The organism is Bradyrhizobium sp. SBR1B (assembly GCF_014198205.1).
Classification (GTDB): Bacteria; Pseudomonadota; Alphaproteobacteria; order Rhizobiales; family Xanthobacteraceae; genus Bradyrhizobium.
This window is the reverse complement of record NZ_JACIHC010000004.1, coordinates 455521-479487: the sequence shown is the minus strand read 5'-3', so window position 1 is coordinate 479487 and position 23967 is coordinate 455521. Positions and strand designations below refer to the sequence as shown.

Genomic DNA, 23967 nt, shown 5'->3' with positions numbered 1-23967 from the left:
TCCTTCATTGCCGTTTCTGTGTTGATTGCGGGGCTGGCGGGCCCTCAGAGGCGCGCGAGCCATGTTGCGAGCGGCGTCTTCCCGAGCCGAGCCTCGCCGAGCGGGTTCAGCGATGTGTCCTGAATGGAAGCGCCGTAATATTGCGCTTTTGGGTCGCCGACCACCGTACGGCTGTCGCCGGAGGCTTTCTGGCGGCGCGCGACGAACTCATTGAAGGGAGCCTTCTCGGGGCCTGCGATGTCGATGGTGCCATTCAGCGGCCGCCCCGTCGCGATCTCTGCGAGGCAATCGACCACGTCGTCGGCGGCGATCGGCTGAAACAGCGCCGACGGAACGACGATCTTGTCGCCGGCCGCTCCGGCCTCGCCAATGGCGCCGAGGAATTCGAAGAACTGCGTGGCGCGGACGATGGAGTAGGGGACCGCGGAGGCCTTTATGATGGTCTCCTGGGCGAGCTTGGCACGGAAATACGCGATGTCGGGCGAACGATCGGTCCCCACGATCGAGAGCGCGACGTGATGCTTGACGGCTGCGGCGGCCTCGGTCGCGGCGAGATTTCGGCTCGAGCGCTCGAAGAATTCGAGCACGGCGGCGGGCTCCCAGGATGGCGCATTGGCCACGTCGACCACGACATCCGCGCCGGCCAGCGCCGCTGCGAGGCCTTCCCCGGTCACGGCGTTCACACCTGATTTCGGCGAGGCCGCTACCGCGTCGTGGCCCTGCTGTTTGAGCTTCGCCACGAGCTTGGATCCGATCAATCCGGTTCCGCCGATCACGACGATCTTCATGGCATGTCTCCTTGGCATGTGACGAGCGCGAGATGATTAGCCAGGGCGGACTCGCGCGCTCACGTCGATCAACGTGATGCGAAGCGACTCTATTCGATCAAGGGCGCGAGGCTCTTGCCTGTTACGGGCGCGGCTTGCCGGAAAATGCTTCAGAAAGCCGGGGTGCGATTTCACAAAACCGCTAGGGCCATTCCCTCGTGCCGCAAACACACTCTGCGATGATCGCAGAGTGCCAGTGTTTTGCCCGACTTGTCAAAATGTTTGAGAGAACAATAAAGGCAAGCCCAACTGAAAACACCAATGAGAGCAGCCCTTTGGCTACTGTGCATGGGGTTGTTTTCGGGTTTTTGAATCGGCCGCCTGTCTCACGCCCCGCAGACGATCACGCCGTACCAGCCGAGCCCGCGATAGGTCTCATAGCCCGGCGTCGCATGGAACGCGACCAGGGCACCCGAGCGGTCATGGTAGAATCCGGAGCGCTGGCCGTTCAGCGAGATCGAGATGCGCTCGCTGAGAATGCCCTGGCCGTCGGACGCCGCGATGATGCGAAAATTCGAATCGACCAGCAGCACGCGAGCCTTGTCGCTGTCGCCGACGCGCACGCCCTGCACGATGGCGCGGGCCTGCGCCTCCCAGTCGAAGTGGATGGCGAGCACGCCGATCGGGGCGCCGTGGGCCTGGCCGCCGGCGCGGACGCTGGCGCAATAGGTCGCCACCTGCGCGTTGCCGAGCAGCGGCTGGTTCTCGACGTCGCCGGCGACGTAGTCGTCACCGGAGCGCAAGGTTCGCGCCTCGCGAAACCATTTGGTGTGGGCGACGTTCTGGCCGACGACGCGGAAGCGGTCGGCGCGGCCGTTGGCGATGACGTTGCCGTCGAGGTCGCAGAGCCAGAGATCGAGATAGACGGTGTAGGCGCCGAGGATCACGCCCAGGCGCTGCGAGGCGTGCGACACCGCTGCGGCGGTCGGCGAGGCCGCGCAATCGACCACGGCGGAATCGGTCGCCCACCAGCGCACGTCGCAGGTGCGCTCATAGAGGTTGCGGTCGATCAGCTCGATAGCGTTGAGAGACAGGTCGACCATCCGCTCGCCGCGCGAGCGCTGGCTCATGCGGTCGATCGAGGCGACGAGATCGCCGGTGCGTTTGGTCAATTGGCTTTCGAGCTCGCGCGCGATGGTCTCGACCTGCTGGCCGACGCCGCGTACCTCCTGTGCCACCACCGCGAAGCCCGCGCCTTGCGCGCCGGCGCGCGAGCTCTCGATCAGCGCGTTCAGCGCCAGCATCTTCATCTGGTTGGTGATCTGCTGGATCGACTTGGTCTTGTCGACCGCGATCTGGTTGACCTCCGCGGTGAGGCGGTTGATCAGCGCGGAGATGTCGGAATCGTCGTCAGCGGGTTCGGTGGCGATCGGCTTGGCCTTCAGACCCAGCGCAGCAGACATCGGGGATTTCCCTTGGCAATGAGGTCTGATCTGCAATGAACCCGGAACAATCGCTTACAGATCGAATACGATTCTTTTTCGAGGATTCCGCCTAACGCCTGCTTAATTTGCTGTTCCGCCGAATGCCCAAATGATAGTCAGTCGGCGCAGCAAATCGGCAATCCACCGCTTTGTGCGACGCGGAGATTGCAAATCCCAGGCGATTCCGGGTCAATCGTCGTCGCCAGCCGAACCGATGCGACAGCTCCGACTTCCGGGTCCCTCTAGCCAGCCCCTCATCATGACGCCTCCCGCAACTGCCTTGCCTGTCGAAGCGCCCCAGGCCTTTCTCGGCGTCGCCCGCTCGCTGACCGACAAGCTCTGGCGCGACCGGCTGGATCCCCGCGGGGCGGCCCAGGCGCTCGCCATGGTGCAGCGGCACCAGCTTCCCGAATTGCTGGCGCGGGTGCTGGCCGGCCGCGGCGTCGATATCGACGCGGTGCCCGACTTTCTCGATCCGACCATCCGCAAGCTCATGCCGGACCCGTTCACGGTGACGGAGATGGAGGCGGCGGCGAAGCGGATCGCGGATGCGGCGGCGAAGGGCGAGAAGGTCGCGATTTTCGGCGATTACGACGTCGACGGCGCGACCTCGGCGGCACTGCTGGCCTGGCACCTGCGCCATTGCGGACTCGATCCGCTGATCCACATTCCCGACCGCATTTTCGAAGGCTATGGGCCCAATGTCGAAGCGGTTCGTGGGCTGGCGGCCAAGGGCGCCACGCTGCTCGTCACCGTCGATTGCGGCACCACCAGCATCGAGCCGCTCGCCGAAGCCAGGCGGCTCGGCATGTCCGTGGTCGTGATCGACCATCACCAGGCCGGCACCGAGCTGCCGGAGGTTGACGCGCTGGTCAATCCGAACCGGCTCGACGATCTCTCCGGCCTCGGCCATCTCGCCGCTGTAGGTCTCGTGCTGGTGACGCTCGTTGCGGTCAACCGCGAGCTGCGTCAGCGCGGCTTCTGGAGTGCGGAGATGCCGGAGCCCGATCTGCTCGGCATGCTGCATCACGTCGCGCTCGGGACCGTTGCCGACGTCGCGCCCCTGATCGGCCTCAACCGCGCTTTCGTCGCCAAGGGGCTGATCGCGATGCGGCGGCGCGACCATGTCGGTCATACCGCGCTGATGGACGTGGCGCGGCTCAACGGGCCGCCGGAGGCCTGGCATCTCGGCTTCATGCTGGGGCCTCGCATCAATGCCGGCGGCCGCATCGGCCGCGCCGATCTCGGCGTGCGGCTATTGCTGGAAGGCGACGGCGTCGAGGCCGCGCGGATCGCCGCCGAGCTCGACCGCCTCAACGGCGAGCGCCGCGTCATCGAGCAGGCGGCCGAAGCGCAAGCCGAAGCCGAGGCGCTGGCCTCGATCGGGCTCGAGGACAAGCTCGGCGTCATCGTCACGGCGTCCGAAGGCTGGCATCCCGGCGTGGTCGGCCTCGTTGCCTCCCGGCTGAAGGAAAAGTTTTCGCGGCCCGCTTTCGCCATAGCGCTCGAGCCCGGCGGCATCGGTACCGGATCGGGCCGCTCGATCGCGGGCGTCGATATCGGCAAGGCGGTGCGGCAGGCGGTCACTGACGGCATTCTACTCAAGGGCGGCGGCCACGCGATGGCCGCCGGCGTGACGCTCCGGAAAGAGAAGCTCGCCGAGTTTCGCGCCTATCTCGAGAACGCGCTGGCGCAGGACGTCGCCGAGGCGCGCCACGTCAACGAGCTCTATATCGACGGCGCGGTCTCCGCGCGCGCCGTGACGACGGAGCTCGCGGCGACGCTGAACCGTGCCGGTCCGTTCGGAAGCGGCAATCCGGAAGCCGTGCTGGCGCTGCCGGCGCACCAGCTGGTCTTTGCCGACGAGGTCGGGCAGGCGCATCTGCGTCTGCGCTTCAAGTCGGGCGATGGCGCCATCGTCAACGGCATCGCGTTCCGCTCGGTCGGCCAGAAGCTCGGCAACGCGCTGCTGGCCAACCGCGGCCAGCAGCTGCATGTTGCCGGCTCGCTCTCGGTCGACCGCTACCAGGGTGTCGAGCGGGTGCAATTCCGCGTCATCGACGTCGCGCTACCGGACCAGGGGCCATCCGTGATTAGATAACGCAAGATCTGACCAGCTCAGACGACACAAAATACGTCGCTCAAACAAACAAAAAAGGGAGTGAACATGGCAGGGCAGGTTGAGGGCAAGGTCGCGCTGGTGACCGGCGGCGCCTCCGGTATCGGCGAGGCCATCGTCGAGCTGTTCGCGCGTGAGGGCGCGACTGTTGTCATCACCGACATCGACGAGCTGCGCGGGCCCGAGCTCGCCAAGCGCGTGACGAAAGCCGGCGGCAAGGCGATGTTCCTGGAGCAGGACGTCACCAGCGAGGAGCGCTGGATCGATATCGTCGCCGAAATCGCCAAGCGTCATGGTCGGCTCGATATTCTCGTCTCCAATGCAGGCATCGGCATCTCCGTGCCATCGATCGTCGACATGACCCTCGCCGACTGGCGCAAGCAGAATGCGATCAACCTCGACGGCGTGTTTCTCTCGGTCAAGCATTGCCTGCCGCTGATGCGAAAGCATGGCGGCGGTTCGATCGTCATGATGTCCTCGCTCGCGGGCCTGCGCGGCGCGCCGGGCCTGTCGGCCTATTCGGCGACCAAGGGCGGCGTGCGGCTATTCGCCAAATCGATTGCAATGGAATGCGCGGCGGCCGGCGACGGCATCCGGGTCAATTCCGTGCATCCCGGCATCATCGATACCCCGATCTGGGGCAAGATCCCGACGGGGGCGACCGGCGCCGGCCAGAACGCGCCGATCGATCCCGAGGAGCGTGCCAAGGTCGTCACGCCGCTCGCCCGCGCGGGGCAGGCGGCGGAGATCGCCTCAGGCGTGCTGTATCTGGCCTCCGATGCCTCGCGCTACGTCACCGGCAGCGAGCTCGTCATCGACGGCGGCATGAATGCCGGCGGCGTGCCGCGGCGGGCCTGAGCCGCGCAGGGCAGGGTGGCGGTCGCAGGGGCTGACGCGCAGGCGGCGCCCCTGTACAAGACGGCAGCTTTCGACCGACAGAGGTGTCCTTCGCCATGGCGCACAGCCTTCACGCTTCCTCACCCGCGTCAGCGCCATTCCGCTCGAACCGGCCGGACCTCGCCACCGATGCAATCCGCACCGCGCGCGAGGACCTCGCCGCCTGCTTCCGCATGGCCGCGCGCAACGGTTTTGAGGAAGGCATCTGCAACCACTTCTCGGCCGTGGTACCCGGCCATGACGATCTGTTTCTCGTCAATCCCTATGGCTATGCCTTTCGCGAGATCACTGCCTCAAAGCTGCTGATCTGCGATTTCCACGGCAATGTGCTCGACGGCGAGGGCGTGCCGGAGGCGACCGCGTTCTACATCCATGCCGAGATGCACAAGCGCCTGCCGCGCGCCAAGGTCGCGTTCCACACCCACATGCCCTATGCGACGGCGCTGTCGATGACCGAAGGCGATCCCTTGATCTGGGCCGGCCAGACCGCGCTGAAATTCTACGGCCGCACCGCGGTCGACCGCGACTACAACGGCCTTGCGCTCGACAACCAGGAAGGTGCGCGCATCGCATCCGCCGTCGGCGATGCCGACATCGTCTTCATGAAGCATCACGGCGTGATGGTGCTGGCGCCCACCATCGCGGAAGCCTGGGACGATCTCTATTACCTCGAGCGCGCCGCCGAGGTGCAGGTGCTGGCGATGTCGACGGGACGGAAGGTGCTGCCCGTCGATCCCGCGATCGCGGCCGAGACCTACAGGCAGATGCGCGAAGGCGATTCCGAATCCGCCCGGCTCCATCTCGCCGCGATCCGCAGGCAGCTCGACGCGGAGGAGCCGCAGTACCGGCATTAGCGATGAGTGCGTAGCCCGGATGGAGCGCAGCGAAATCCGGGGACTTCAACAGCGGAGGTATTGTCCCGGATTACGCTGCGCTCCATCCGGGCTACGGGCCAACGCGAGGCCTACGACCCCTGCCGCAGCTTCGCCAGCACCTTCAACCCGCCGTAGCCATCCGCCGGCGTGATCCCCGCGCGCTGCTGGAAATCCTTGATTGCCTTCATGGTGTCGTTGCCGACGCGGCCGTCGGTGCCGCCGGTGTCGAAACCGGCTTTCGTCAATCGCGTCTGCATCTCCTGCACCTCGGCAAGCGTCAGCGCGCGCTCGGAGCCGGGGAAGGGCTGGATGAAGGGCGGTGCCCCCAGGCAGCGGTCGCCTAGATGGCAGATCGCAAGCGCATAGTTCATGGAAGGGTTGTAGCTCTTCACCGAGTAGAAATTCGGTCCGAGCAGGAAGGTCGGTCCGCCCGCAACCGGCGTCCACATTTGTGCGGATGCGTTCGGCTGCGGGAACGGCTGGCCGTCGGCGCGGGTGACGCCGGCTGACGCCCAGGCCGCATAGGTGCGGCTGCCGCTCATATTGCCGGCGGCGCGCACCTCATAGCCCCAATGCTCGCCGCGATGCCACTTGCCGCGGTTGACCAGATATTTGGCGGTCGAACCCAGCGCGTCGTCGGGCTTGCCGAAGGGTGAGACCTTGCCGTCGCCGTCATAATCGATGCCGACATTGAGCCAGACTTCCGGCATCCATTGCGAATGGCCCATCGCGCCGGCCCAGGATCCCTGCATCTGCTCGGGCGTGCTCCAGCCCTTGTCGACGATGCGCAGCGCATTGATCAGCTCGGTCTCCCAATAGGCCTTGCGGCGCGGCTCGTTCCAGGCGAGCGCGGCGAGCGAGGGAAACACCGGCGTCATGTGGTTCTGCTGCACCAGGGGATCGCCATAGGCGGACTCGACGCCCCACAGCGCCAGCAGCGTGCCCCGCTCGACACCGAAATCCCGCTCAATGCGCGCCAGCAGCGCCTCGTTGTTCTTCAGCGCGATCTTGCCGTTGATGATGCGCCAGTCGGAGACGCGGCGGTTGATATATTGCCAGACCTGCTCGTGGAATTCGGGCTGGCTGCGCATCTGCTTGAACACGCTCATGTCGGGCTCGACCCGTCCCATCGCGCGTTGCCAGGTCGGGGCCGAAATGCCCTTGGCCATCGCGCGTGCGCGAAAGCTCTCGCGCCATTCGTCGAAGCCTGGAGGCGCGGCGAGCACGTGTGTCGGGAATGCGAGCAAAGCGGCTGCACCGAACGTCGATTGCAGCAGGCTGCGGCGAGTCGGATGGAGGGAGGAATCAGCGTGCGTCATGGGCACATTGTAGCCCGAAACATGGCCGGTGTGCGTCGGTTCCTGGAACAGCCGCGCGGCTGATTCTGCGCGGCCCGGGATCATGCTTCTGTCGGAACAAACTGTCGCAGTCCTGCATTCCCTCCGTATCCGGAAGGAGGAAGAGATGATGAGGACATATCTGTTTGCCGCCGCCATGATCACCGCCGTTGCGACGCCTGCGTTCGCTGATGAAGTCGGCGTTCACGTCGGCCCGGTCGGCGCCGGCGTGACGGTCGGTCAGTCCCACGAGTATCGTGAGCGGGATCGCGATCGCGACCGCACCACCGTCATCAGGGAGCGCGAGCCCTCTGATCGCACCACGGTGATCAAGAAGCAGGATGAATTCGGCAATCGCAGCAAGACCGTGATTCATCACGACAACGACTGACGGAGCAGGGCCCCGGCGGAGCGTCGGGGCCCGCCTTTCGCATGCAATCCGTTCATCGAACATTCGGGGTGGGAATGAAGATACACACGCATGCGGAAAGCCATGTCGTCGAACTCGACGACGGATCGCAATGGCAGATCTTTCCCGGCGATCTCGCAACCACGTTGAGTTGGAAGCCCGAGACCGATTTGCACCTCGAGCAAAGCGCCGACCGGGTGAGCTCGCATGTGCTGGTGAATGCTGCCGACAACAGCCGCGTACGGGTGATCGCGGCGGACGAGACCTGGGTCGACGGTGAGGTTAAGAAACTGTTGAAAGACGGGTAGTCGGCTCCCGCGCTTCCCGATATCCCTGACTTTTAGGCCTGTCGTTTTACGGTCGGTTCGCTTCCGTCTGCGTAAGATGCGGCATGCGGGAGCTGTTCGACATCATCCGTGCCAATCCCTGGCCCTTCGGTGCCGGGCTCTTCGTCGTCGTTCTGATGATCATCGCCGAGAACTTTGGCCGCGGTATTCAGGGCGGCGACGGCGGTGCGGGTGGCGATTTCTGGGATGCCGCCGGCTGTGACGGCGGCGAGGGGGGAGGCGGCGACTAGGCCTCGCCTAGTCCCCCTGCAGCTCGGTCGCGACGTTGGCGAGCCATCGCCGAATGCTCGCTTCGGCCTTGGCATCGAGGCCGCCAGCCAGACGCTTCTCCAGCGCCATCACCCGTTCCCGGCACGCCTTCAACAACGTCGTTCCGCGCTTGGTCAGTGTCCATTGCTTGATGCGGCCATGGACGGGATGAGGCGTCATCAGAATCGCGCCGTCGCGTTCGAGATTGCGGATGATGACCCCGACCGTTTGCGGCGTGAGGAAGGTGAGGCGGGCGACATCGGCGCCTGATAGTCCCGGATAGGCATTCAGCATCGTCAGCACCGCGAATTGCGGCGAGGTTACACCGAGATCGGCGAGCGTCCGCTCGGTCGTCAGACGGACTGCGGCGTGAGCCTGGCGCAGCAGATAACCGAGATAGCCCTGCTCGCCACGCTTGCCCTCGCCGGGAGCGGGAATACGCACCGCTGCGTCGCCGGCAGGTTCGGGCACCGGGCGGGTTTTCGATCTGGTGACGGCATCGGTCTTGCGTGACATGTCAGAGCTCTTATAAGATGTAAGCACACTTATAATAAGACGAGGTGAACCGCAATGTCACATGCCCGTAGCGAATACGAGGATTTCAAGAAGATCGCGCCCGACGCTTATGATCTGGTGCTGGCGCTGGGTCAGCTTGCGGCCAAGGCCGGCCTCGACAAGCAGCTTCTCGAGCTCGTCAAGTTGCGCGCCTCGCAGATCAACGGCTGCGCCTTCTGCGTGCAGCATCATGTCCTGCTGTCGGAGCGGATCGGCGTTCCCGTCGACAAGCTCCATTTGGTCGCGGTCTGGCGCGAGGCGCCGATCTTTTCGCCGCGTGAGCGTGCCGCGCTGGCCTGGGCTGAGGCTCTGACCGTCCTGCCCGACGGCGTCAGCGAGGACGTCTATGCCGAAGCGGCCCGGGAGTTCTCCGAGACCGAACTGATGTACCTGACCTCGGCGGTCGCCTCGATCAATGTCTGGAATCGCTTTGGGGCTGCGTTTCGCTGGACGCCTGCGCCGCGGCCGGTGGCCGCGAATGCTGCGGCATCCTGATCGGCACGAGGGAGGTCATGATGACAGCAATGAGCTTATCTGCCGTACAGCGTCCGGCACCGTCACGTTCGACCGCGCTCGCCGTCGTCGCAGGGCTGGCCTGTGCGCTGGCGATCGGCAAGGCGCTGCCGGTGACGATGGATGCCGTCTCCGGCGCGCTGGCGCCGCTCTGCGCCAGCGCGGCGGAGAGCTCGCCGCTCGACGAGGTCGAACCGATCGGCTCCTACGCATTGCCGAACGTGCCGGGCAAGCGCGTCACCATCGTGCGCGTCACCTATGGTCCGGGCGGATTCTCGCGCCCGCATCGTCACGCAGGATCCGTGACCGCCTACATCACCAAGGGCGAGATCCGCTCCCAGCTTGGCGGCGGTCCTGTCGCGACGTTTGGCGTCGGCCAGTCCTTCTTCGAGCCGCCGGGCTCGACGCATCTGGTCTCGGCCAATGCCAGCCTGACGGAGCCTGCGGAATTGATCGCGGTGTTCGTGGCGGACGAGGGCGCGCAGCTCACAACGTTCTTGGAGTAGAGCACGGCTAGGAGGCGCGATCCCGCGATCGCCTTAGCCGTTTCCATGCCGGCGAGAGACCGTATTGGACTGCCGGAATCGCAACCGCGCCGACAAGCAGTCCAAGCACGCCTGAGATGGCTGCCTCGACCGACCATTCGATGATGCCGGCAATGGATGGAAGGGCGTGTGCGGCCGCCTCGGTTGCGGCATGGACCGTGCGGCCGACCACGGGCGGGCCGTATTTTTCGATGCCGTGCAGGATGATGCCGCCGCCAACCCAGATCATGGCGGCAGTGCCGATGGTGCTCAGCACCGTCAGGAACGTGGGCATACCGCGGACCAGCGCGCGTCCAAGCGAGCGGATCGCGGTGCCAATGACTGAGGCGCCGTCGTAGCCCGCAAGGGCCACGCCGGCATCGTCAGCCTTCACGATCAGGGCCACCACGCCGTAGACCCCGACCGTGATACCGAAGCCGACCAGCGCCAGCACCAATGCCTGCGTCCAGATGCTGCCTGCCGGAAGGGCCGCCAGCGTGATCGCCATGATCTCCGCCGACAGGATGAAATCCGTCTTGATGGCGCTCGCGACCTTCTCGTCCTCGACCGACCGGGCATTCAGCGCGATCGGCTCGAGCTGGGCTTCATGGTGGTGCGCATGATGCGGCATTACGGCTTCGAGCACCTTCTCGGTACCCTCGTAGCAGAGAAAGGCTCCGCCCAGCATGAGCAGCGGCGTCACCGCGGCGGGAAGGAAATAACCAAGCAGCAGGGCAGCGGGAAGCAAAATCAGCAATTTGTTGCGCAGCGATCCGACTGCAATCTTGCCGACGATCGGCAGTTCGCGCTTCGAGGCAAAACCGATGACGTAGTTCGGCGTGACGGCCGCGTCGTCGATGACCACGCCAGCCGCCTTTGCGCCTGCTTTGGCAGCCTGGCTCGCCACATCGTCGAGCGAGGCCGCTGCCACCTTTGCAATCGCCGCGATATCGTCGAGAAGACCGATCAGTCCGACACTCATCACCCCGATCCCTGTTTTTGTTTGAGCCGGCGGTGCGCGCGACAACAAGCTCTTGCACCGCCCTTCGTTGGAGCGAGCAAGCCGTCAATTCTCCTCGCCGCTCGATCCCTCGCGCAGATCCGGCTTGATGACGTCGTCCGGCAGTGCATGGGCGACCGGCTGCGACGTGACGGCGATCTCCGGGCCGACCTCGCGGCCGCGGGCGTGGATCAGGCGTTCGTAGGCGGAGACCAGGGTGACGTAGGGGCTGACCCAGATCCAGCCGTCGCGTGTGAACACCTGCACGTCGAAATGCAGATGCATCGAGGTACCGGCGGGATGGTCGAGATAATTCGAGATCACGCCGATCTTCTCGCCTTCGGTGACGATGCGGCCATTGAGCACGCCATCGGCGTTCATTGCGTGCGGATTCATGTGCATGTAGCGGAAGCGGATGTGCTCGGTGCGGCTGTTGACTTGAAGCGTCGCGGCCTGGTCCCTGGACGCGCGGATCACGATGGCATCGCGCACCGCGACGACACCGCGCTGCTTGGGATCGCAGGGCTCGCGGCCCTCGCCGGGCGGTGGGCAGTCGGCGGCGCGGATGTCCTCGCCCTGGTGGCCGTAACCGCCCGCGCATTGCCAAACCTCGAAACTGCGGGACTCGCAGAAATTGTCGCGCCAGGGATAGGCGGTCGTGCTCTCCGTCCTGTCCCGCTTGGCATAGGATTGCGAGCGGACGAAGGCGGGAGCCTTTTCGAGCGGAAAGCGGATCTGTGCATAGGCCATTGCGTCGGGATGGCCGCCCTGCTTGCGGTAGCCGGTGTTCGGGATGATATCGCCGCTCGGCCGGTAGCTGAAATCCGGTGAACGGCCCGTCGGGCGATCGAGGATGTTGGAGGCGATGTCCGTCAATGGTCGCAAGCGCTGGCCGCCGGCGACGCGCAGGGCCTTCAGGAAGCGCTCGGCGACCGGATAGGCTTCCTTGCAGGCCAGCCGCCACGGCTTGGCGACGCTGTCGAGGCACTGGATCGACACCACATAGGCGACGCCGAAACGGGTAAAAGCGTAGCGTACATAGCCTTCCCGGATAAACCTGCGCAGGTCCGGATAGAGCGCTATGAGCGGTTTGATCTGCTCGCCCTTGCCGCCGGTGGGATCGGCGATGTCGTAGACCAGCGCCGATCCCGTGATCTGCACTTCGACCGGCCTTGTGAACACCCGGCCCGGCATGCCGTCGCCGGCGCCGGGCTCGAGCGAGAAGGTCGCGCTGTAACCGGCGGGGCCGGCATCGAACATGTCGACGGGATTGAAGTCCGCCTGATAGCGCGACAGCGCGAGCGTCGCCGTCGCGCCGCTGCGCTGCGCCTCGAGGTAAGCGGCGGCGTCGAACGGCAGCAGCACCGGCACGGGACTGCGGGTGATGCCGGTGAAGAATCGCGAGGATACCGCGTTGAGCTGCACCAATGCGGGCATCGCGCGGGGATCGTAGCGCGGCACCGAACGGCGAGGGGCGAAGATGAAATCGTCCGCGACCCGGGGGCGGCTGTTGATCTCGGTGCGGAGCTGGTCGAGCGCTGCGCGCCAGTCGACGCGCAGGGCCGTGAGCGAGGGGCTGCGGAATTCATCCGCAGCGAGCGGAGTGGCAATGAGGAGCGAAAGCGACGCCAAAAGAAGCGAGACGAAGCGGAAACCCTTCCCAACCACTGTCTCGCCCCCCGGCGGCACCTGCTGCGATTGCTCTGTTCCCCGTCAGTCCTTGGCGCGTTCTGAGTAGGAGCCGTCCTCCGTCATGACGACGATGCGGGTGCCGACTGCGATGTGCGGCGGCACGGTGGTGCGCACGCCGTTGGAAAGCACCGCCGGCTTGTAGGAGGACGAGGCCGTCTGGCCCTTGGTCACCGGCTCGGTCTCGACCACTTCCAGCGTCACGCGCTGGGGCAGCGCGAGCGAGACCACGTTGACGTCGTGGGTCGACAGCTTGACGGTCATGTCCGGTTGAAGATACGAGGCCGCGTCGCCGACGACGTCCTTGGAGACCTGGACCTGGTCGTAGGTCTCCGGGTTCATGAAGTGGAAGCCGTCGCCATCTTCATACAGGAAGGTGTAGTTGCGCTCCTCGATGGTGGCCTTTTCGACCTGGTCGGTGGTCTTGTAGCGCTCGGAGATCTTTACCCCGTCCGAGATTCGGCGCATCTCGATCTGGCTGACCGGGGTGCCCTTGCCGGGGTGGATGTTTTCGGCGCTGACGACGACATAGAGCTTGCCGTCTTGCTCGATCACGTTGCCTTTGCGAATAGAACTGGCGATGACTCTCAAAGCTGTATTTCCTGCTTGCTTGGCCCGGCACCGGCCAGGACGTGATCAATTCGATGGGGGACTTGGGGCCTCAAATCGGACCTCGGCGCCCGTTTCGGGCCGCAACATACTGATTTTGCCGTTAGATGCCAGCATTTTGCTCGGCTGTGGGGCGGTCAGGTAATGGCTGGGGACAAGCCCGTCTCACCGTTCTGGTCGCCCGGGCGGCATCTCGACCGTCGGCCATTCCTCCAGGCCAGGGGGGCCATTACCGGGTCTCTACGGGGCTTTTTCGCCGAGCAGGGGTTCGTGGAGGTCGAAACCTCCGTTCTCCAGGTCTCCCCGGGCAATGAGACCCATCTGCACGCCCCCCGGACCGAGATCGTGCGGCCGGACGGCAGCCGAGCCCTCCGGTATCTGCGGACTTCGCCCGAATTCGCCTGCAAGAAGCTGCTGGCGGCGGGCGAGACGCGGATTTTCGAGCTCGCCCGGGTGTTCCGGGACCGTGAGCGCGGCGACCTGCACCTGCCCGAATTCACCATGCTGGAATGGTATCGGGCAGGCGCCTCCTATGACGCCATCATGGCCGATTGCGTCGTCGTCATCGCCCGTGCGGCGCAGGCGACCGGCATCGGGACCTTCTCGTTCCGGGGGCGGACCGCCGATCCCTTCGCCGAGCCCGAGCTGCTGACCGTAGCGGGCGCCTTCGAACGGTTCGCCGGCATCGACCTGCTGTCGACAATCAGGGACGGCGAGGGTAACCGTGCCGCTCTGGCCGAGGCGGCGAGTAGCAAGGTCCGTGTGGCCGGGGACGACACCTGGTCCGACATCTTCAGCAAGGTGCTCGTCGAGCACATCGAGCCGCATCTGGGGCAGGGGCGTTTGACCATTTTGTTCGAATACCCATCTCCAGAGGCGGCGCTGGCACGGGTGAAGGCTGACGATCCCAGGGTTGCCGAGCGGTTCGAGGTCTACGCCTGCGGCGTCGAGCTCGCCAACGGCTTTGGGGAACTGACCGATGCCGAGGAGCAGCGAAAACGCTTCACGGAATCGATGACGGAGAAGCAGCGCCGCTACGGCGAGGCCTATCCGCTCGACGAGGACTTTCTGGCCGCAGTTGCGGCAATGCCGGAGGCCAGCGGCGTCGCCCTCGGCCTCGACCGGCTGGTGATGCTGGCAAGCGGCGCATCGCGGATCGATCAAGTAGTTTGGACGCCACCTGCAAATGAAGCGTCTAGTGAGACATGACGAAAACGAACCTTGCACGCACTTTGCGCGAGCCGGCTGAGCTCGTCGCCGAAGGTCTGGCGCCTGCAGCAGCGCTGCCGGCGCTCGAACGCGTTGCCGCACGCTATGCTGTGGCGATCACGCCGGCGCTGGTCGAACTGATCGATACATCCGACCCCGACGATCCCATCGCACGGCAATTCGTTCCGAGCGCCGCGGAGCTTGAGATGCAGCCGGGCGAGGACGCCGATCCGATCGGCGATCATCCGCACTCGCCGGTCGCAGGGATCGTGCATCGCTATCCCGATCGAGTGCTGTTCAAGCTCGTTCACGTCTGCGCGGTCTATTGCCGCTTCTGCTTCCGCCGCGAGATGGTGGGCCCCGGCAAGGACAGCGCGCTGTCGGACGGCGCCTATCGCGCGGCGATCGATTACATCCGTTCGCATCACGAGATCTGGGAAGTGATCCTGACCGGTGGCGATCCCCTGATGCTGTCGCCGCGCCGGATGGGCGAGATCATGGCCGAACTCGCGGCAATCGATCACGTCAAGATCATCCGCCTTCACACCCGCGTGCCCGTGGCCGATCCCGCGCGCATCAGCGACGAGTTGGTTGCGGCGCTCAAGGTCGAGGGCGCGGCCACCTGGGTGGCGCTGCATGCCAATCATGCGCGCGAACTGACGGGACCGGTGCGCGCCGCGTGCGCGCGGCTCGTCGATTCCGGAATTCCCCTGGTGAGCCAGTCCGTGCTGTTGCGCGGGGTCAATGACAACATTGCCGCTCTGTCGGATTTGATGCGAGCTTTCGTCGAATGCCGGATCAAGCCCTATTATCTGCATCACGGCGACCTCGCGCCGGGCACGGCGCATCTGCGCACGACGCTGGCGGAGGGGCAGGAGTTGATGCGGCAGTTGCGCGGGCGGGTGTCAGGGCTATGTCAGCCGGACTATGTCATCGACATTCCCGGGGGCGCCGGCAAATCCCCGGTGGGGCCGAGCTACGTCCTGGCGCCGCATAATACCGCACCCCATGCGGGTGATGCGGAAGCCGAAACGCGCTATCGTATCGTGGACTATTGCGGCGACGTTCATCTCTATCCGCCCGAGACGTGAGCGGTGTTGGAGAGCGCGCCGGTTCGAGAACGGAGAAGCAAGAATGAAGAAGATCATGGTGGCAGCATCGCTCGTGGTCTTGCTTGGCGGCACGGCGGCAGCACAGACCGGCGGTTCCAAGGGATCGACATCCGGCGGCAGCGGCGGAACCTCTGGGGTGTTGCCGGCACCGGTCGGTCACCGCCAGCCGCGCGCGGCTGACGTGCCGAGCGAGAAGAATTTGAGCAATCCGAACACCCCCGCGAACAAGGAAGATGCGGAGCTCGATCGGAAGATCAAGAGCATCTGCCGCGGCTGCTGATCCTTTCACCTCTCCCCGTTGGGGGAGAAGTGAGGAGAGCGAACGCGCGTGCGCTCTGAACTAGGCCGAGCGCTCCTGCAGTCCGGCGCGCCGGGCGTTGCGGCGGATTTCCACCGCGTCGGCGAGCTGCTCGAGCGCGGTCGCCGTAGTCGGCCAATCGATGCAGCCGTCGGTGATGCTCTGGCCGTAGGTGAGCGGCTTGCCCGGCACGACGTCCTGGCGGCCGGCAACGAGGTTGCTCTCGATCATCACGCCCATGATGCGGCCTTCGCCGCCTGAGATCTGGCCGGCGATGTCGGCCGCCACCAGCGGCTGGTTCTCGGGCTTCTTGCTCGAATTGGCGTGACTGGCATCCACCATCACCAGCGGCGCGACCCCGGATTTGGTCAGCTCGTTGCAGGCGGCCGCGACGCTTGCCGCGTCATAGTTCGGCTTGCTGCCGCCGCGCAGGATGATGTGGCAGTCCTCGTTGCCCGCGGTCGAGGCGATCGCCGAGCGGCCGAGCTTCGTCACCGCCATGAAGTGATGCGGATGCGAGGCCGACTTCACGGCGTCCGCCGCGATCCGCACATTGCCGTCGGTGCCGTTCTTGAAGCCGACCGGGCAGGACAGGCCCGAGGCCAGCTCGCGATGGATCTGGCTCTCGGTCGTGCGCGCGCCGATCGCGGCCCAGGACACGAGGTCGGCGATGTATTGCGGCGTCGTCATGTCGAGGAATTCCGTGCCGGCGGGCAGGCCGAGATTGTTCACCGCCGACAGCACGTTGCGCGCCAGCCGCAGGCCCTTGTTGATGTCGAAGCTGCCATCCAGATCGGGATCGTTGATCAGGCCCTTCCAGCCGACTGTGGTGCGCGGCTTCTCGAAATAGACCCGCATCACGATTTCGAGCTGGTCGGCGAGCTCTTCGCGCAAGCTCGCGAGGCGCTCGGCATATTCCAGCGCGGCCTTGGGGTCATGCACCGAGCAGGGGCCGACCACGACCAGCAGGCGGTCGTCCTGGCCATTGAGGATGGCGTGGATGGCGTTGCGCGCCGCCATCACGACGCGCGTCGCGGTGAGCGTGCGCGGGACTTCCCGCATCACCTCTTCCGGCGTGCTCAGCTCTTTCAATTCGCGGATACGAAGATCGTCGGTCGTGCTCAGCACGGCGGGCTCCTGTTTGTTTCGAACCTGCCGGCCAATAAAAAAGCCGCCAGGTCTGGCGGCTTGTTGGGACGTTTGCTTCAATATTCAGATTGAGCGCGATCCTCCTGCCGCCAGCGAGCTGTCGTAGCTAAAGTACCAAAAATAGCTGGTGGCGACGGTGATCATGGAAGGGCATATAGCGCGCCATCAGCGGATTGTCACCCCCCAATCGGCGCGGCAGGTGACGAGGCGGGTCAGGTGTTGCTGTTGCGTGCCGCCAGCGCCAGGCCGATCAGGCTGGCGCCGCCGAACAGGAGGTTGATACCGACGAGGACGCCGATGGCCCATTCCGCCGAGCTCGGCAGTCCCGTGATCACCATGAAGGAGATCGCGATGTCGACAAGGCCCGAGATCAGCAGCCACGACCAGCGGCCGCTGAGCTCGCGGCGGTGCTCCAGTGCGTACATGATGGTGGCGACGCCCTCGGCCAGGAAGTAGGCGCCGACCACGATGGTCAGCGTCAGCACGGCCTGCATCGGCCGGGCCAGCAGCAGCATGCCGGCGAGCACGGCGAGCGCAGCCGAGATCAGCGACCACCAGAAGCCCGGCGTGCTGCGCGCCCAATAGGTCACGATCAGCCCGCCAATGCCGCTGATCAAGAACATCCAGCCGAGGAAGATCGTGATCGCAAGACTTGCCAGCGGCGGCAGGATCAGCGCCGCGACGCCGAGAATTGCGAGCAGGATGCCCTCGAACAGGAAAGCCTTCCAGTGCGCCTTGACCGTCTGGCTCATGATGGATTGCAGCCGTGAAAAATCCTCGGGCGACGTCATCGGCAGGCTCCAGATCGAAAGGTCAGCGCTCAATCTAGTATGCACGCGGCGCGCTCGCCATCCCGCGGCTCACCCGCCGCCGGGCGCCGAGGAAAAACCTTCCGCGCTGGTGCGGATGCGGTTGCGGCCGAGAACATAGATCGCCGTTGTGACAATCAGAAGCGCCAGGCCGAGCAGGATCGAGACGAAGCCGATCGGGATCAGGGCCAGCGTCAGATTGCGCTCGGGGTTGATGAGCCAGTGATGGATCGAGGTCAGCACGAAGGCGAGCCCGAGAAAGCCGACGCCGCCGCCGGCGAGCAGCAGCGCCCACATCCGCCGAAGCTGGCTGAGCCGCTCCCGCGCGACGTCGGTCCGGGGTGCATGATGGCGGGCGACGCGCCGGACCAGGCGGATCGCGAAGGCGATCGAGCTGAAGCCGATCAAGAGGCTGGAGGCGCCCAGCCACATCCGCAGCGTCGGATTGAGGTCGGGCATTCGTTGCAGGGTCAGCAGCGGAAAGTCGAAGGCCGAATGCAGCGCGAGCGGGCCGGCCAGCATCAGGAGGCGGCTGGAGAGGCGGGCCCAGTCGCGATGGTGCCGGTTCGCGCCCAGCGCCGTGCCGGCGCGCGCGATCGTCAGGTAGGCGCCCGCGATGATGCCGAGCGCGCCGTGGAACGGCACGGTCAGCACGCTGCGCAAGGCGGCCAGCGAGCGCCACATCTCGGCGTGCTGGACCAGATAGGCTAGGTTCTCGTAAGCGGCGAAGCCGAGGCCGACCGCGGCGCCATAGACCACGGTGTCCATCGGATTGGCAAAGGTCCGCCGCTTGGTCGAGGAGATCGCCACGATGGCGATCACCTTGACGGCTTCCTCAGGCAGCGCGACGCCGAAGATCGAATGCATGGCCAGCGCCGCCCAGGGGTCGTCGGGCGCGGCGACCATCTTGGCGAAGGGGGCGCGGGCGAGGCCCAGCAGCGAGATGCTGGCCGCCCCTAACAGGAACGCGGTCCAGACCTGGGCCGGCGGTCCCGGACGTTCCTCGGCGGCGATGACAAGCCACAGCATCAGCAGCGCCGGGGCGATGGCGGCCGTTCCGATGACGGTGGGCAATGCTTCAATCAGGTACATCGGCGCCGAAAATAGGTTCCCTTGATCCGCTTATCTACATTCACCGATGCGACCATGTGTCATGCGCTTGCTGTCGGCTCGCTTAACGAGTGCGACAGCCTTCGTTCATCTGCCGTCGCCCGCCGCGCCGTAGAATGCAAGCGTAATCAATTGCATGACAGAACGTGCTCGTCATCCATGATAACGCCCGTGCCGCCGAGCTGAGGCGCGATTGGCAAGCCGTATCAAGGAAATGCGTGAGTTTCTTCGATTCACGGCGTAGCCGTGCGCCGGGGCAGGCCAGCTAGCTGCGCTTCGTTGGGCCCTCGCGGGGCGGCGAGGCGATCCGGCGCGCCCGCGACTGCTCGAGCTCCCAGAAGGCGCGGACGAGGCACGCGCCGAGACAGACGACGATGAGCAACAACAGGAAAGCCTGGTCGACCGCGGGGACATGTAGCATGGCGATGATAAAGCAACGCCCATGCCATGCGTTCCGCAACGGCCGGCGCTTTCCGCCCTCAGTGCGTGGTGAACGGCAGCGGCGCCCCGGGAGCCACGTCGAAGGCGCCGAGATGGAATTCCTCGCCGACGGATGTGTCAGCCTCGCCCGGTTGCGCCAGCAGCGTGAACGCGGCCTGCGGGTAGATCTTCCAGATCTCCAGATCGCCGGCGGTGATGGTGAGCCAGCCGAACGTGTACATGTAGCGTCCGGGCTCGGTGACCCGGCCGACCCTGTCCCAGGTGATCTTGTCCACCGTAACTTTGTCGACTGCCATTCGGTCCCCCGATCGCGAGTCTGCAAATGACGCCCGGCCTGGAGGCACGGACGTTCAAAAGCTGATCCCGCAATGGGGCCGCGATAGGGCGGCGATGCGGAGGCAAGACGGCCTGTCGGAGGCCGCTGCCTGCCGATTCAGCGCGCCGTCGAGGCCGCCTCTGCTTCGGCCGCCCGCTCCAATTGACGGTGCGAGGCGTGGAAGACGTCGTGGACGAGGCCGATCTTTTCCAGGCCCAGGATGATCAGGCCGTTGAGATCGATCTCCCACCAGGCGTGCGAGATGTAGGCGTCCCGCGGGAAGCGGTGATGGTTGTTGTGCAGACCCTCGCCGAAGGTGAGGATCGTGGTCACGAACTCGTTGGTCGAGGCGTCTTCGACGTCGAAGCGGCGATAGCCGTAGGCGTGGCAGACCGACCCGGTGAGCTGGCTGGTGAGGATCAGCAGATAGGCGCGGAGCAGGCCGGAGAACAGCACGCAGCCGATCATGGCGTGCACGCCGCCGAATGTGTAGCCGATCACGCCGGGGATGAAGACTGCCGACATCCCGTACCAGACCCAGCGCGTGCGCACGAAGAACATCGCGATCGGATCGGCGAGGATGTCCTTGGCATAGTATTCGTTGTCGGTGGTCGCCTGGTCGAACACCCAGCTGCCCTGGGCGTGCAGGAAGCCCTTGAACGCGCTGACATAGCGATTGCCGAAGCCGTCGAATTGCGGGCTGTGAGGGTCGCCGACGTCATCGGCGTAGAGATGGTGGCGGCGGTGGTTGGCGACCCACTTGGCGATCGAGCCCTGCACAGCCATCTGGGCGATGGCGCAGAAGAAGACACGCATGATCGGGCCGGTACGGAAGCTGCGATGGACGAACAGGCGGTGCATGCCGGCACCGATGCCGAACGTCGTCAGCGCGAACATCCAAGCGAACGTGAACAGCTCGACCTTGCCGACGCCTTGCGTCACGGCCCAGATGATGCCGGCGACCGCGCCGACATAGAGGATGCCGAGCAGGAGATAACTCTCGCGCAGCTTGGCCTGGACCAGCGGCCCTTCGGTGACGACGCCGGGTGGAAGCTGCGGCTTCAGCGCGATCTCTGCCGGGGCGAACTCGGCGTCGGCGATGGACATTCCGGGGCTTCCAATACTCAAGGCCCGCAGTGATTGCGGACGTACCGGGTCACACCCTACCGCGCAGGGGTCGCCATCTCCAGTATTTAGTTAAAAAAGAGTTAAGATTGATCGGGCCGGCTTCAGGCCGACTGCAGCACAACAACGTCATTGATGGCACAGTGAAGCAACGACGCGCCGCGGCGCCTAGATTGATCCGAACAGCACCAGCAAAGCCAGCGAGCCCATGGCCATGGCGAACTGGATCGTCGTCCAGACCAGTCCGTTCGGGCGGAGCCTTTCAAGGCGGCGAGCAACGCGAACCAGCCGAACCAGAATGCCGAGCGCTTGACGATGTCGGGGCCGATCGTTTCGGGTTCGAGGCGAATACCGATTGTTGCCAGCGCGCTTTCGATGCGCTCGCCGTCGGTCAGGACGACGAACGCGCCGAGATAGAGCGGAATGCGCGACTGGAAGAGCAGGGCGAGGATACCGAACAGGATTACGTGGCCGATGACGTCGCCGAGAATATCGCTGATTGCGTTCTTGGCGCTGCTGCTTGATGGCACGAGCGCCGCCGGCGCAGAATCTGCGTGACGCTGCGGCAGCGATCTGTCGCGCGCCATGTGCTCCAGCATTTTGGCGCGCCGGTCCGATGGATGCTGGCGAGGATGGCTTAGCCACGGCGGAAGGCGCGGCGTCATTGCGGACGCGGCGGACGAACGTTCTATCTCGGGGTTACACTGCGCCATGGGCCTGGACCGGTTCCAACTGACGTTGGTCGGTGGCGAGCAGCGGGGAGGTTCATGCGGGAGCGGGGGAAATTGCAGCCGGGCTGTCATTGGCGGCCCATTGCGGCGCCATCTATCGCCGTCGCGTGCACTGGCGCTCCCTAGCGGAATCGAACCGCTCTCTCCACCGTGAAAGAGATGAGAATGAGTTCATGGCCGTCCACCTCCGTCCAAATAGCCGAATTTAATCAACAGATACTGCCACATAGAACCATACCCGTCCATTGACGTCCAGCCATGGATATTGGACAAGTGTTGGACACGAAGCGTTTTCAACCTTGCTGAGGTGGCGAAATGGCCCGCACAGTTCGTGACGCGAACCTGGAGAAGCGCGAAGCCCGGAGGCGCCTGACGCCGCGCGGCAAGCCCTATTACCGGGTCATGGAGGAGGGGGTGCACATCGGCTACCGGCGCCTCAAGAGCGGCGCGGGCAACTGGGTGGTGCGGCACTATATCGGTGACCAGAAATACGAGGTCGAGACGATCGGTCCTGCCGACGATTTGTCCGATGCCGACGGCGTGAAGATCCTCAGCTTCTCCCAGGCCCAAGCGAAGGCGCGCGAGCTCATGGTCGACCGTGCCAACACGGCGGCAGGCAAGTCCGGCCCGCTCACCGTCAAGGCCGCGGTCAATGCCTACATCGAGTTCCTGGAGGCAAAACGGAAGTCGGCGGCCTTCAGTCGGTACGCCGCAGACGCTTTCATCCTGCCCGAGCTCGGTGACACCGAAGTCAAAGACCTGACGAAGGACGAGATCGAGACGTGGCACCACGGCCTGGCCAAGGCCGGTGCGCGCATCCGGGTGAAGAAGGGCGACGAGCAGCGCTTCAAGGAGATCGACGACCCCGAGGAGCACCAGCGGCGCCGGCGATCCACGGCAAACCGCATCCTGACGGTCCTGAAGGCAGCCCTGAACAAAGCGTGGCGTGAGGAGAAGGTCCCCAGCGATGCCGCGTGGCGCGCCGTGGAGCCCTTCAAGGGCGTTGACGCCGCCCGCGTGCGCTATCTCGAGCTTGCCGAGGTGACGCGGCTGCTCAACGCTTCAGATTTGGACTTCCGCCGGCTGGCGCGCGGTGCCGTCGAGACAGGGGCCCGATATGGCGAGCTGACGAGACTGAAGGTAGTCGACTTCAGCCACAACTCGGGCACAGTTTCCATCCGGAAATCGAAGTCGAGCAAGGCGCGTCACATCCATTTGACAGAAGATGGCGTCGCGTTCTTCCGATCGATCACCGCCGGCCGCGCGGGCACCGCTTTCCTGTTTGTCAAAGGGAACGGGGAGCCCTGGAAGAAGGATCACCAGAAGGATCCCATGCGACAAGCCTGCGAGCGAGCGAAGATCGATCCGCCGATGGGTTTCCACGGGCTGCGTCACACGTGGGCGAGCCATGCGGTCATGAACGGCGTGCCGTTGATGGTGGTGGCCAAGAACCTAGGGCACAGCGACACGCGCATGGTCGAGAAGCACTATGGCCATCTCGCGCCATCCTATGTTGCAGATGCAATCCGTGCCGGCGCGCCGCGCTTCGGCGTCGTCGAAGACGGAAAAGTGGCTTCGATGGAGGCCGCTGGTTAGCCATGCCCGACGACGATTTTTCCTATGACAAAGTAACTGATCCGGACGGGTGGGCCCGGCGCAAGGCGCTCGGCCTCTTTCTTGAGATTCGCGAATTGCTCGGTGAGAAGCGCGCTCGGCAGCTGTTTGCCATTTGGGGGACACCACCTACACCGGCGCGCCTCAACGAGATTGAGAATATGGGCCTTATCGATCGGCTGGACATCGAATTTAAGGGCAATGTGAAGGCGTTCGCGCGCGCACTCGCAGCGGAGAAGTATGCGAACCCGTCGGTTCAGCAGACAGAGACCGTCGAGCGCCAGATCCAGCGCCTCAACGTGAAGCGGAAGAAAAATCCATTCTGGCCGGACGGTGGAAAAGGGTGACATTTCTCCAAAAAGTTTGTCACCTGACGAAAGTCTCTTGAGATTGTCATCTGTTTCGGTCGTCTGGTTGCCGGCATCTACTCCTGCACAGCTGCATGCAGGGAGTTACAGATGCACGCCGAGACTTTCCCCGCCAAACGTTCTTTTCGCGTAGACGAGTTTGCTGCCCGGAATTCGATCTCGAGGTCTCAGGTCTACATCGAGATGAAGGAGGGGCGCCTTAACGCCCGCAAGGTCGGCAGCGCGACGCTCATCACGATCGAGGACGAAAGCGCTTGGCTGGCATCGCTGCCGCAGGCGAAGCCGGACCACGGCAACCAGGCGGCTTGATC

General features: G+C 64.9%; 27 protein-coding genes. 14 read left to right on the top strand and 13 right to left on the bottom strand.

All coding sequences use genetic code 11. From position 1 onward, the window contains the following. Window positions 1-44 precede the first annotated feature (44 nt). Both GGD61_RS14045 and GGD61_RS14040 read right to left on the bottom strand, forming a co-directional pair. Window positions 45-788, bottom strand: a complete 744-nt coding sequence (locus tag GGD61_RS14045) for an SDR family oxidoreductase (protein ID WP_092258487.1) — start codon at window positions 786-788, stop codon at window positions 45-47. Window positions 789-1153: 365 nt separating this feature from the next. Further along, window positions 1154-2230, bottom strand: a complete 1077-nt coding sequence (locus tag GGD61_RS14040; protein WP_092258484.1) for a methyl-accepting chemotaxis protein — start codon at window positions 2228-2230, stop codon at window positions 1154-1156. Window positions 2231-2510: 280 nt separating this feature from the next. On the opposite strand from GGD61_RS14040, the gene recJ reads away from it, so the two are divergent. The 3 genes from recJ (at window position 2511) to GGD61_RS14025 (ending at window position 6121) form a co-directional block, all read left to right on the top strand. Next, window positions 2511-4352 (top strand): single-stranded-DNA-specific exonuclease RecJ, encoded by a 1842-nt coding sequence (recJ, locus tag GGD61_RS14035; RefSeq protein WP_092258480.1) that lies wholly within the window; start codon window positions 2511-2513, stop codon window positions 4350-4352. 66 nt (window positions 4353-4418) lie between these two features. Then, the gene (locus GGD61_RS14030; RefSeq protein ID WP_177237194.1) at window positions 4419-5228 is read left to right on the top strand and encodes an SDR family NAD(P)-dependent oxidoreductase; all 810 of its coding nucleotides are present in this window, start codon (window positions 4419-4421) and stop codon (window positions 5226-5228) included. A 95-nt stretch (window positions 5229-5323) separates the two neighbouring features. Continuing rightward, entirely contained in the window at window positions 5324-6121 is a 798-nt protein-coding gene (locus GGD61_RS14025) for an aldolase (RefSeq protein WP_092258474.1), read from the top strand. 110 nt (window positions 6122-6231) lie between these two features. Here GGD61_RS14025 and GGD61_RS14020 read toward each other — a convergent pair whose 3' ends face one another. Continuing rightward, window positions 6232-7461: a lytic murein transglycosylase gene (locus GGD61_RS14020; protein WP_092258666.1), complete on the bottom strand. Its 1230-nt coding sequence runs from the start codon at window positions 7459-7461 to the stop codon at window positions 6232-6234. Window positions 7462-7609: 148 nt separating this feature from the next. Here GGD61_RS14020 and GGD61_RS14015 point away from each other — a divergent pair, with 148 nt between their 5' ends. From GGD61_RS14015 to GGD61_RS14005, 3 genes are all read left to right on the top strand, one after another. Next, window positions 7610-7870 (top strand): hypothetical protein, encoded by a 261-nt coding sequence (locus GGD61_RS14015; RefSeq protein WP_026202873.1) that lies wholly within the window; start codon window positions 7610-7612, stop codon window positions 7868-7870. Window positions 7871-7944: 74 nt separating this feature from the next. After that, complete coding sequence (locus tag GGD61_RS14010) at window positions 7945-8196, top strand: hypothetical protein (RefSeq protein WP_092258471.1); 252 nt, start codon at window positions 7945-7947, stop codon at window positions 8194-8196. 83 nt (window positions 8197-8279) lie between these two features. Beyond that, window positions 8280-8465: a hypothetical protein gene (locus GGD61_RS14005; RefSeq protein WP_092258468.1), complete on the top strand. Its 186-nt coding sequence runs from the start codon at window positions 8280-8282 to the stop codon at window positions 8463-8465. Between the two features lie 7 nt (window positions 8466-8472). Here the strand turns inward: GGD61_RS14005 and GGD61_RS14000 are convergent, their stop codons facing one another. Then, window positions 8473-9000 carry a MarR family winged helix-turn-helix transcriptional regulator gene (locus tag GGD61_RS14000; protein WP_092258465.1) on the bottom strand — a complete coding sequence of 176 codons (528 nt, stop codon included), beginning with the start codon at window positions 8998-9000 and terminating at the stop codon, window positions 8473-8475. 54 nt (window positions 9001-9054) lie between these two features. Here GGD61_RS14000 and GGD61_RS13995 point away from each other — a divergent pair, with 54 nt between their 5' ends. Both GGD61_RS13995 and GGD61_RS13990 read left to right on the top strand, forming a co-directional pair. Then, the gene (locus GGD61_RS13995; RefSeq protein WP_018323084.1) at window positions 9055-9534 is read left to right on the top strand and encodes a carboxymuconolactone decarboxylase family protein; all 480 of its coding nucleotides are present in this window, start codon (window positions 9055-9057) and stop codon (window positions 9532-9534) included. Between the two features lie 20 nt (window positions 9535-9554). Beyond that, window positions 9555-10058 carry a cupin domain-containing protein gene (locus GGD61_RS13990; protein ID WP_092258663.1) on the top strand — a complete coding sequence of 168 codons (504 nt, stop codon included), beginning with the start codon at window positions 9555-9557 and terminating at the stop codon, window positions 10056-10058. A gap of 7 nt (window positions 10059-10065) precedes the next feature. On the opposite strand, the gene GGD61_RS13985 is transcribed toward GGD61_RS13990, so the two are convergent. The 3 genes from GGD61_RS13985 to efp all read right to left on the bottom strand — a co-directional run bounded on the left by GGD61_RS13985 (window position 10066) and on the right by efp (window position 13356). Beyond that, window positions 10066-11058: a DUF808 domain-containing protein gene (locus tag GGD61_RS13985; RefSeq protein WP_092258462.1), complete on the bottom strand. Its 993-nt coding sequence runs from the start codon at window positions 11056-11058 to the stop codon at window positions 10066-10068. An 84-nt stretch (window positions 11059-11142) separates the two neighbouring features. Beyond that, window positions 11143-12765, bottom strand: coding sequence for a M23 family peptidase (locus GGD61_RS13980; RefSeq protein WP_183230804.1), 1623 nt, complete (start codon window positions 12763-12765; stop codon window positions 11143-11145). 24 nt (window positions 12766-12789) lie between these two features. Further along, on the bottom strand, window positions 12790-13356 hold the full coding sequence (gene efp, locus GGD61_RS13975; protein ID WP_018323088.1) for an elongation factor P: 567 nt from the start codon (window positions 13354-13356) through the stop codon (window positions 12790-12792). A 162-nt stretch (window positions 13357-13518) separates the two neighbouring features. Between efp and epmA the strand changes: the two genes are divergently transcribed. The 3 genes from epmA to GGD61_RS13960 are packed head-to-tail and all read left to right on the top strand — an operon-like array spanning window position 13519 to window position 15975. Further along, window positions 13519-14583, top strand: a complete 1065-nt coding sequence (gene epmA / locus GGD61_RS13970; RefSeq protein WP_092258456.1) for an EF-P lysine aminoacylase EpmA — start codon at window positions 13519-13521, stop codon at window positions 14581-14583. Beyond that, window positions 14580-15674 (top strand): lysine-2,3-aminomutase-like protein, encoded by a 1095-nt coding sequence (locus GGD61_RS13965; protein ID WP_092258453.1) that lies wholly within the window; start codon window positions 14580-14582, stop codon window positions 15672-15674. Before epmA ends, GGD61_RS13965 begins: the two co-directional genes overlap by 4 nt. 43 nt (window positions 15675-15717) lie before the next feature. Continuing rightward, window positions 15718-15975: a hypothetical protein gene (locus tag GGD61_RS13960; RefSeq protein WP_092258450.1), complete on the top strand. Its 258-nt coding sequence runs from the start codon at window positions 15718-15720 to the stop codon at window positions 15973-15975. Between the two features lie 60 nt (window positions 15976-16035). Here the strand turns inward: GGD61_RS13960 and GGD61_RS13955 are convergent, their stop codons facing one another. The 6 genes from GGD61_RS13955 to GGD61_RS13930 all read right to left on the bottom strand — a co-directional run bounded on the left by GGD61_RS13955 (window position 16036) and on the right by GGD61_RS13930 (window position 21542). Further along, window positions 16036-17121 carry a 3-deoxy-7-phosphoheptulonate synthase gene (locus GGD61_RS13955; RefSeq protein ID WP_092258447.1) on the bottom strand — a complete coding sequence of 362 codons (1086 nt, stop codon included), beginning with the start codon at window positions 17119-17121 and terminating at the stop codon, window positions 16036-16038. Window positions 17122-17354: 233 nt separating this feature from the next. Further along, window positions 17355-17933, bottom strand: a complete 579-nt coding sequence (locus GGD61_RS13950; protein WP_092258444.1) for an HdeD family acid-resistance protein — start codon at window positions 17931-17933, stop codon at window positions 17355-17357. Window positions 17934-18002: 69 nt separating this feature from the next. Continuing rightward, entirely contained in the window at window positions 18003-19043 is a 1041-nt protein-coding gene (locus GGD61_RS13945) for a PrsW family glutamic-type intramembrane protease (protein WP_092258441.1), read from the bottom strand. 497 nt (window positions 19044-19540) lie between these two features. Continuing rightward, a complete protein-coding gene (locus GGD61_RS13940) occupies window positions 19541-19798 on the bottom strand; it encodes a hypothetical protein (RefSeq protein WP_018323096.1) in 258 nt (85 codons plus the stop codon). Window positions 19799-19935: 137 nt separating this feature from the next. Then, complete coding sequence (locus GGD61_RS13935; protein ID WP_092258438.1) at window positions 19936-20925, bottom strand: acyl-CoA desaturase; 990 nt, start codon at window positions 20923-20925, stop codon at window positions 19936-19938. 122 nt (window positions 20926-21047) lie between these two features. After that, window positions 21048-21542 (bottom strand): hypothetical protein, encoded by a 495-nt coding sequence (locus tag GGD61_RS13930; protein ID WP_246785930.1) that lies wholly within the window; start codon window positions 21540-21542, stop codon window positions 21048-21050. A 447-nt stretch (window positions 21543-21989) separates the two neighbouring features. On the opposite strand from GGD61_RS13930, the gene GGD61_RS13925 reads away from it, so the two are divergent. The 3 genes from GGD61_RS13925 to GGD61_RS13915 all read left to right on the top strand — a co-directional run bounded on the left by GGD61_RS13925 (window position 21990) and on the right by GGD61_RS13915 (window position 23965). Continuing rightward, window positions 21990-23270 (top strand): site-specific integrase, encoded by a 1281-nt coding sequence (locus GGD61_RS13925; RefSeq protein WP_183230803.1) that lies wholly within the window; start codon window positions 21990-21992, stop codon window positions 23268-23270. A 2-nt stretch (window positions 23271-23272) separates the two neighbouring features. Beyond that, window positions 23273-23635, top strand: a complete 363-nt coding sequence (locus GGD61_RS13920; RefSeq protein ID WP_183230802.1) for a hypothetical protein — start codon at window positions 23273-23275, stop codon at window positions 23633-23635. A gap of 111 nt (window positions 23636-23746) precedes the next feature. After that, window positions 23747-23965, top strand: a complete 219-nt coding sequence (locus GGD61_RS13915) for a DNA-binding protein (RefSeq protein ID WP_183230801.1) — start codon at window positions 23747-23749, stop codon at window positions 23963-23965. The last annotated feature ends 2 nt before the right edge of the window (window positions 23966-23967 follow it).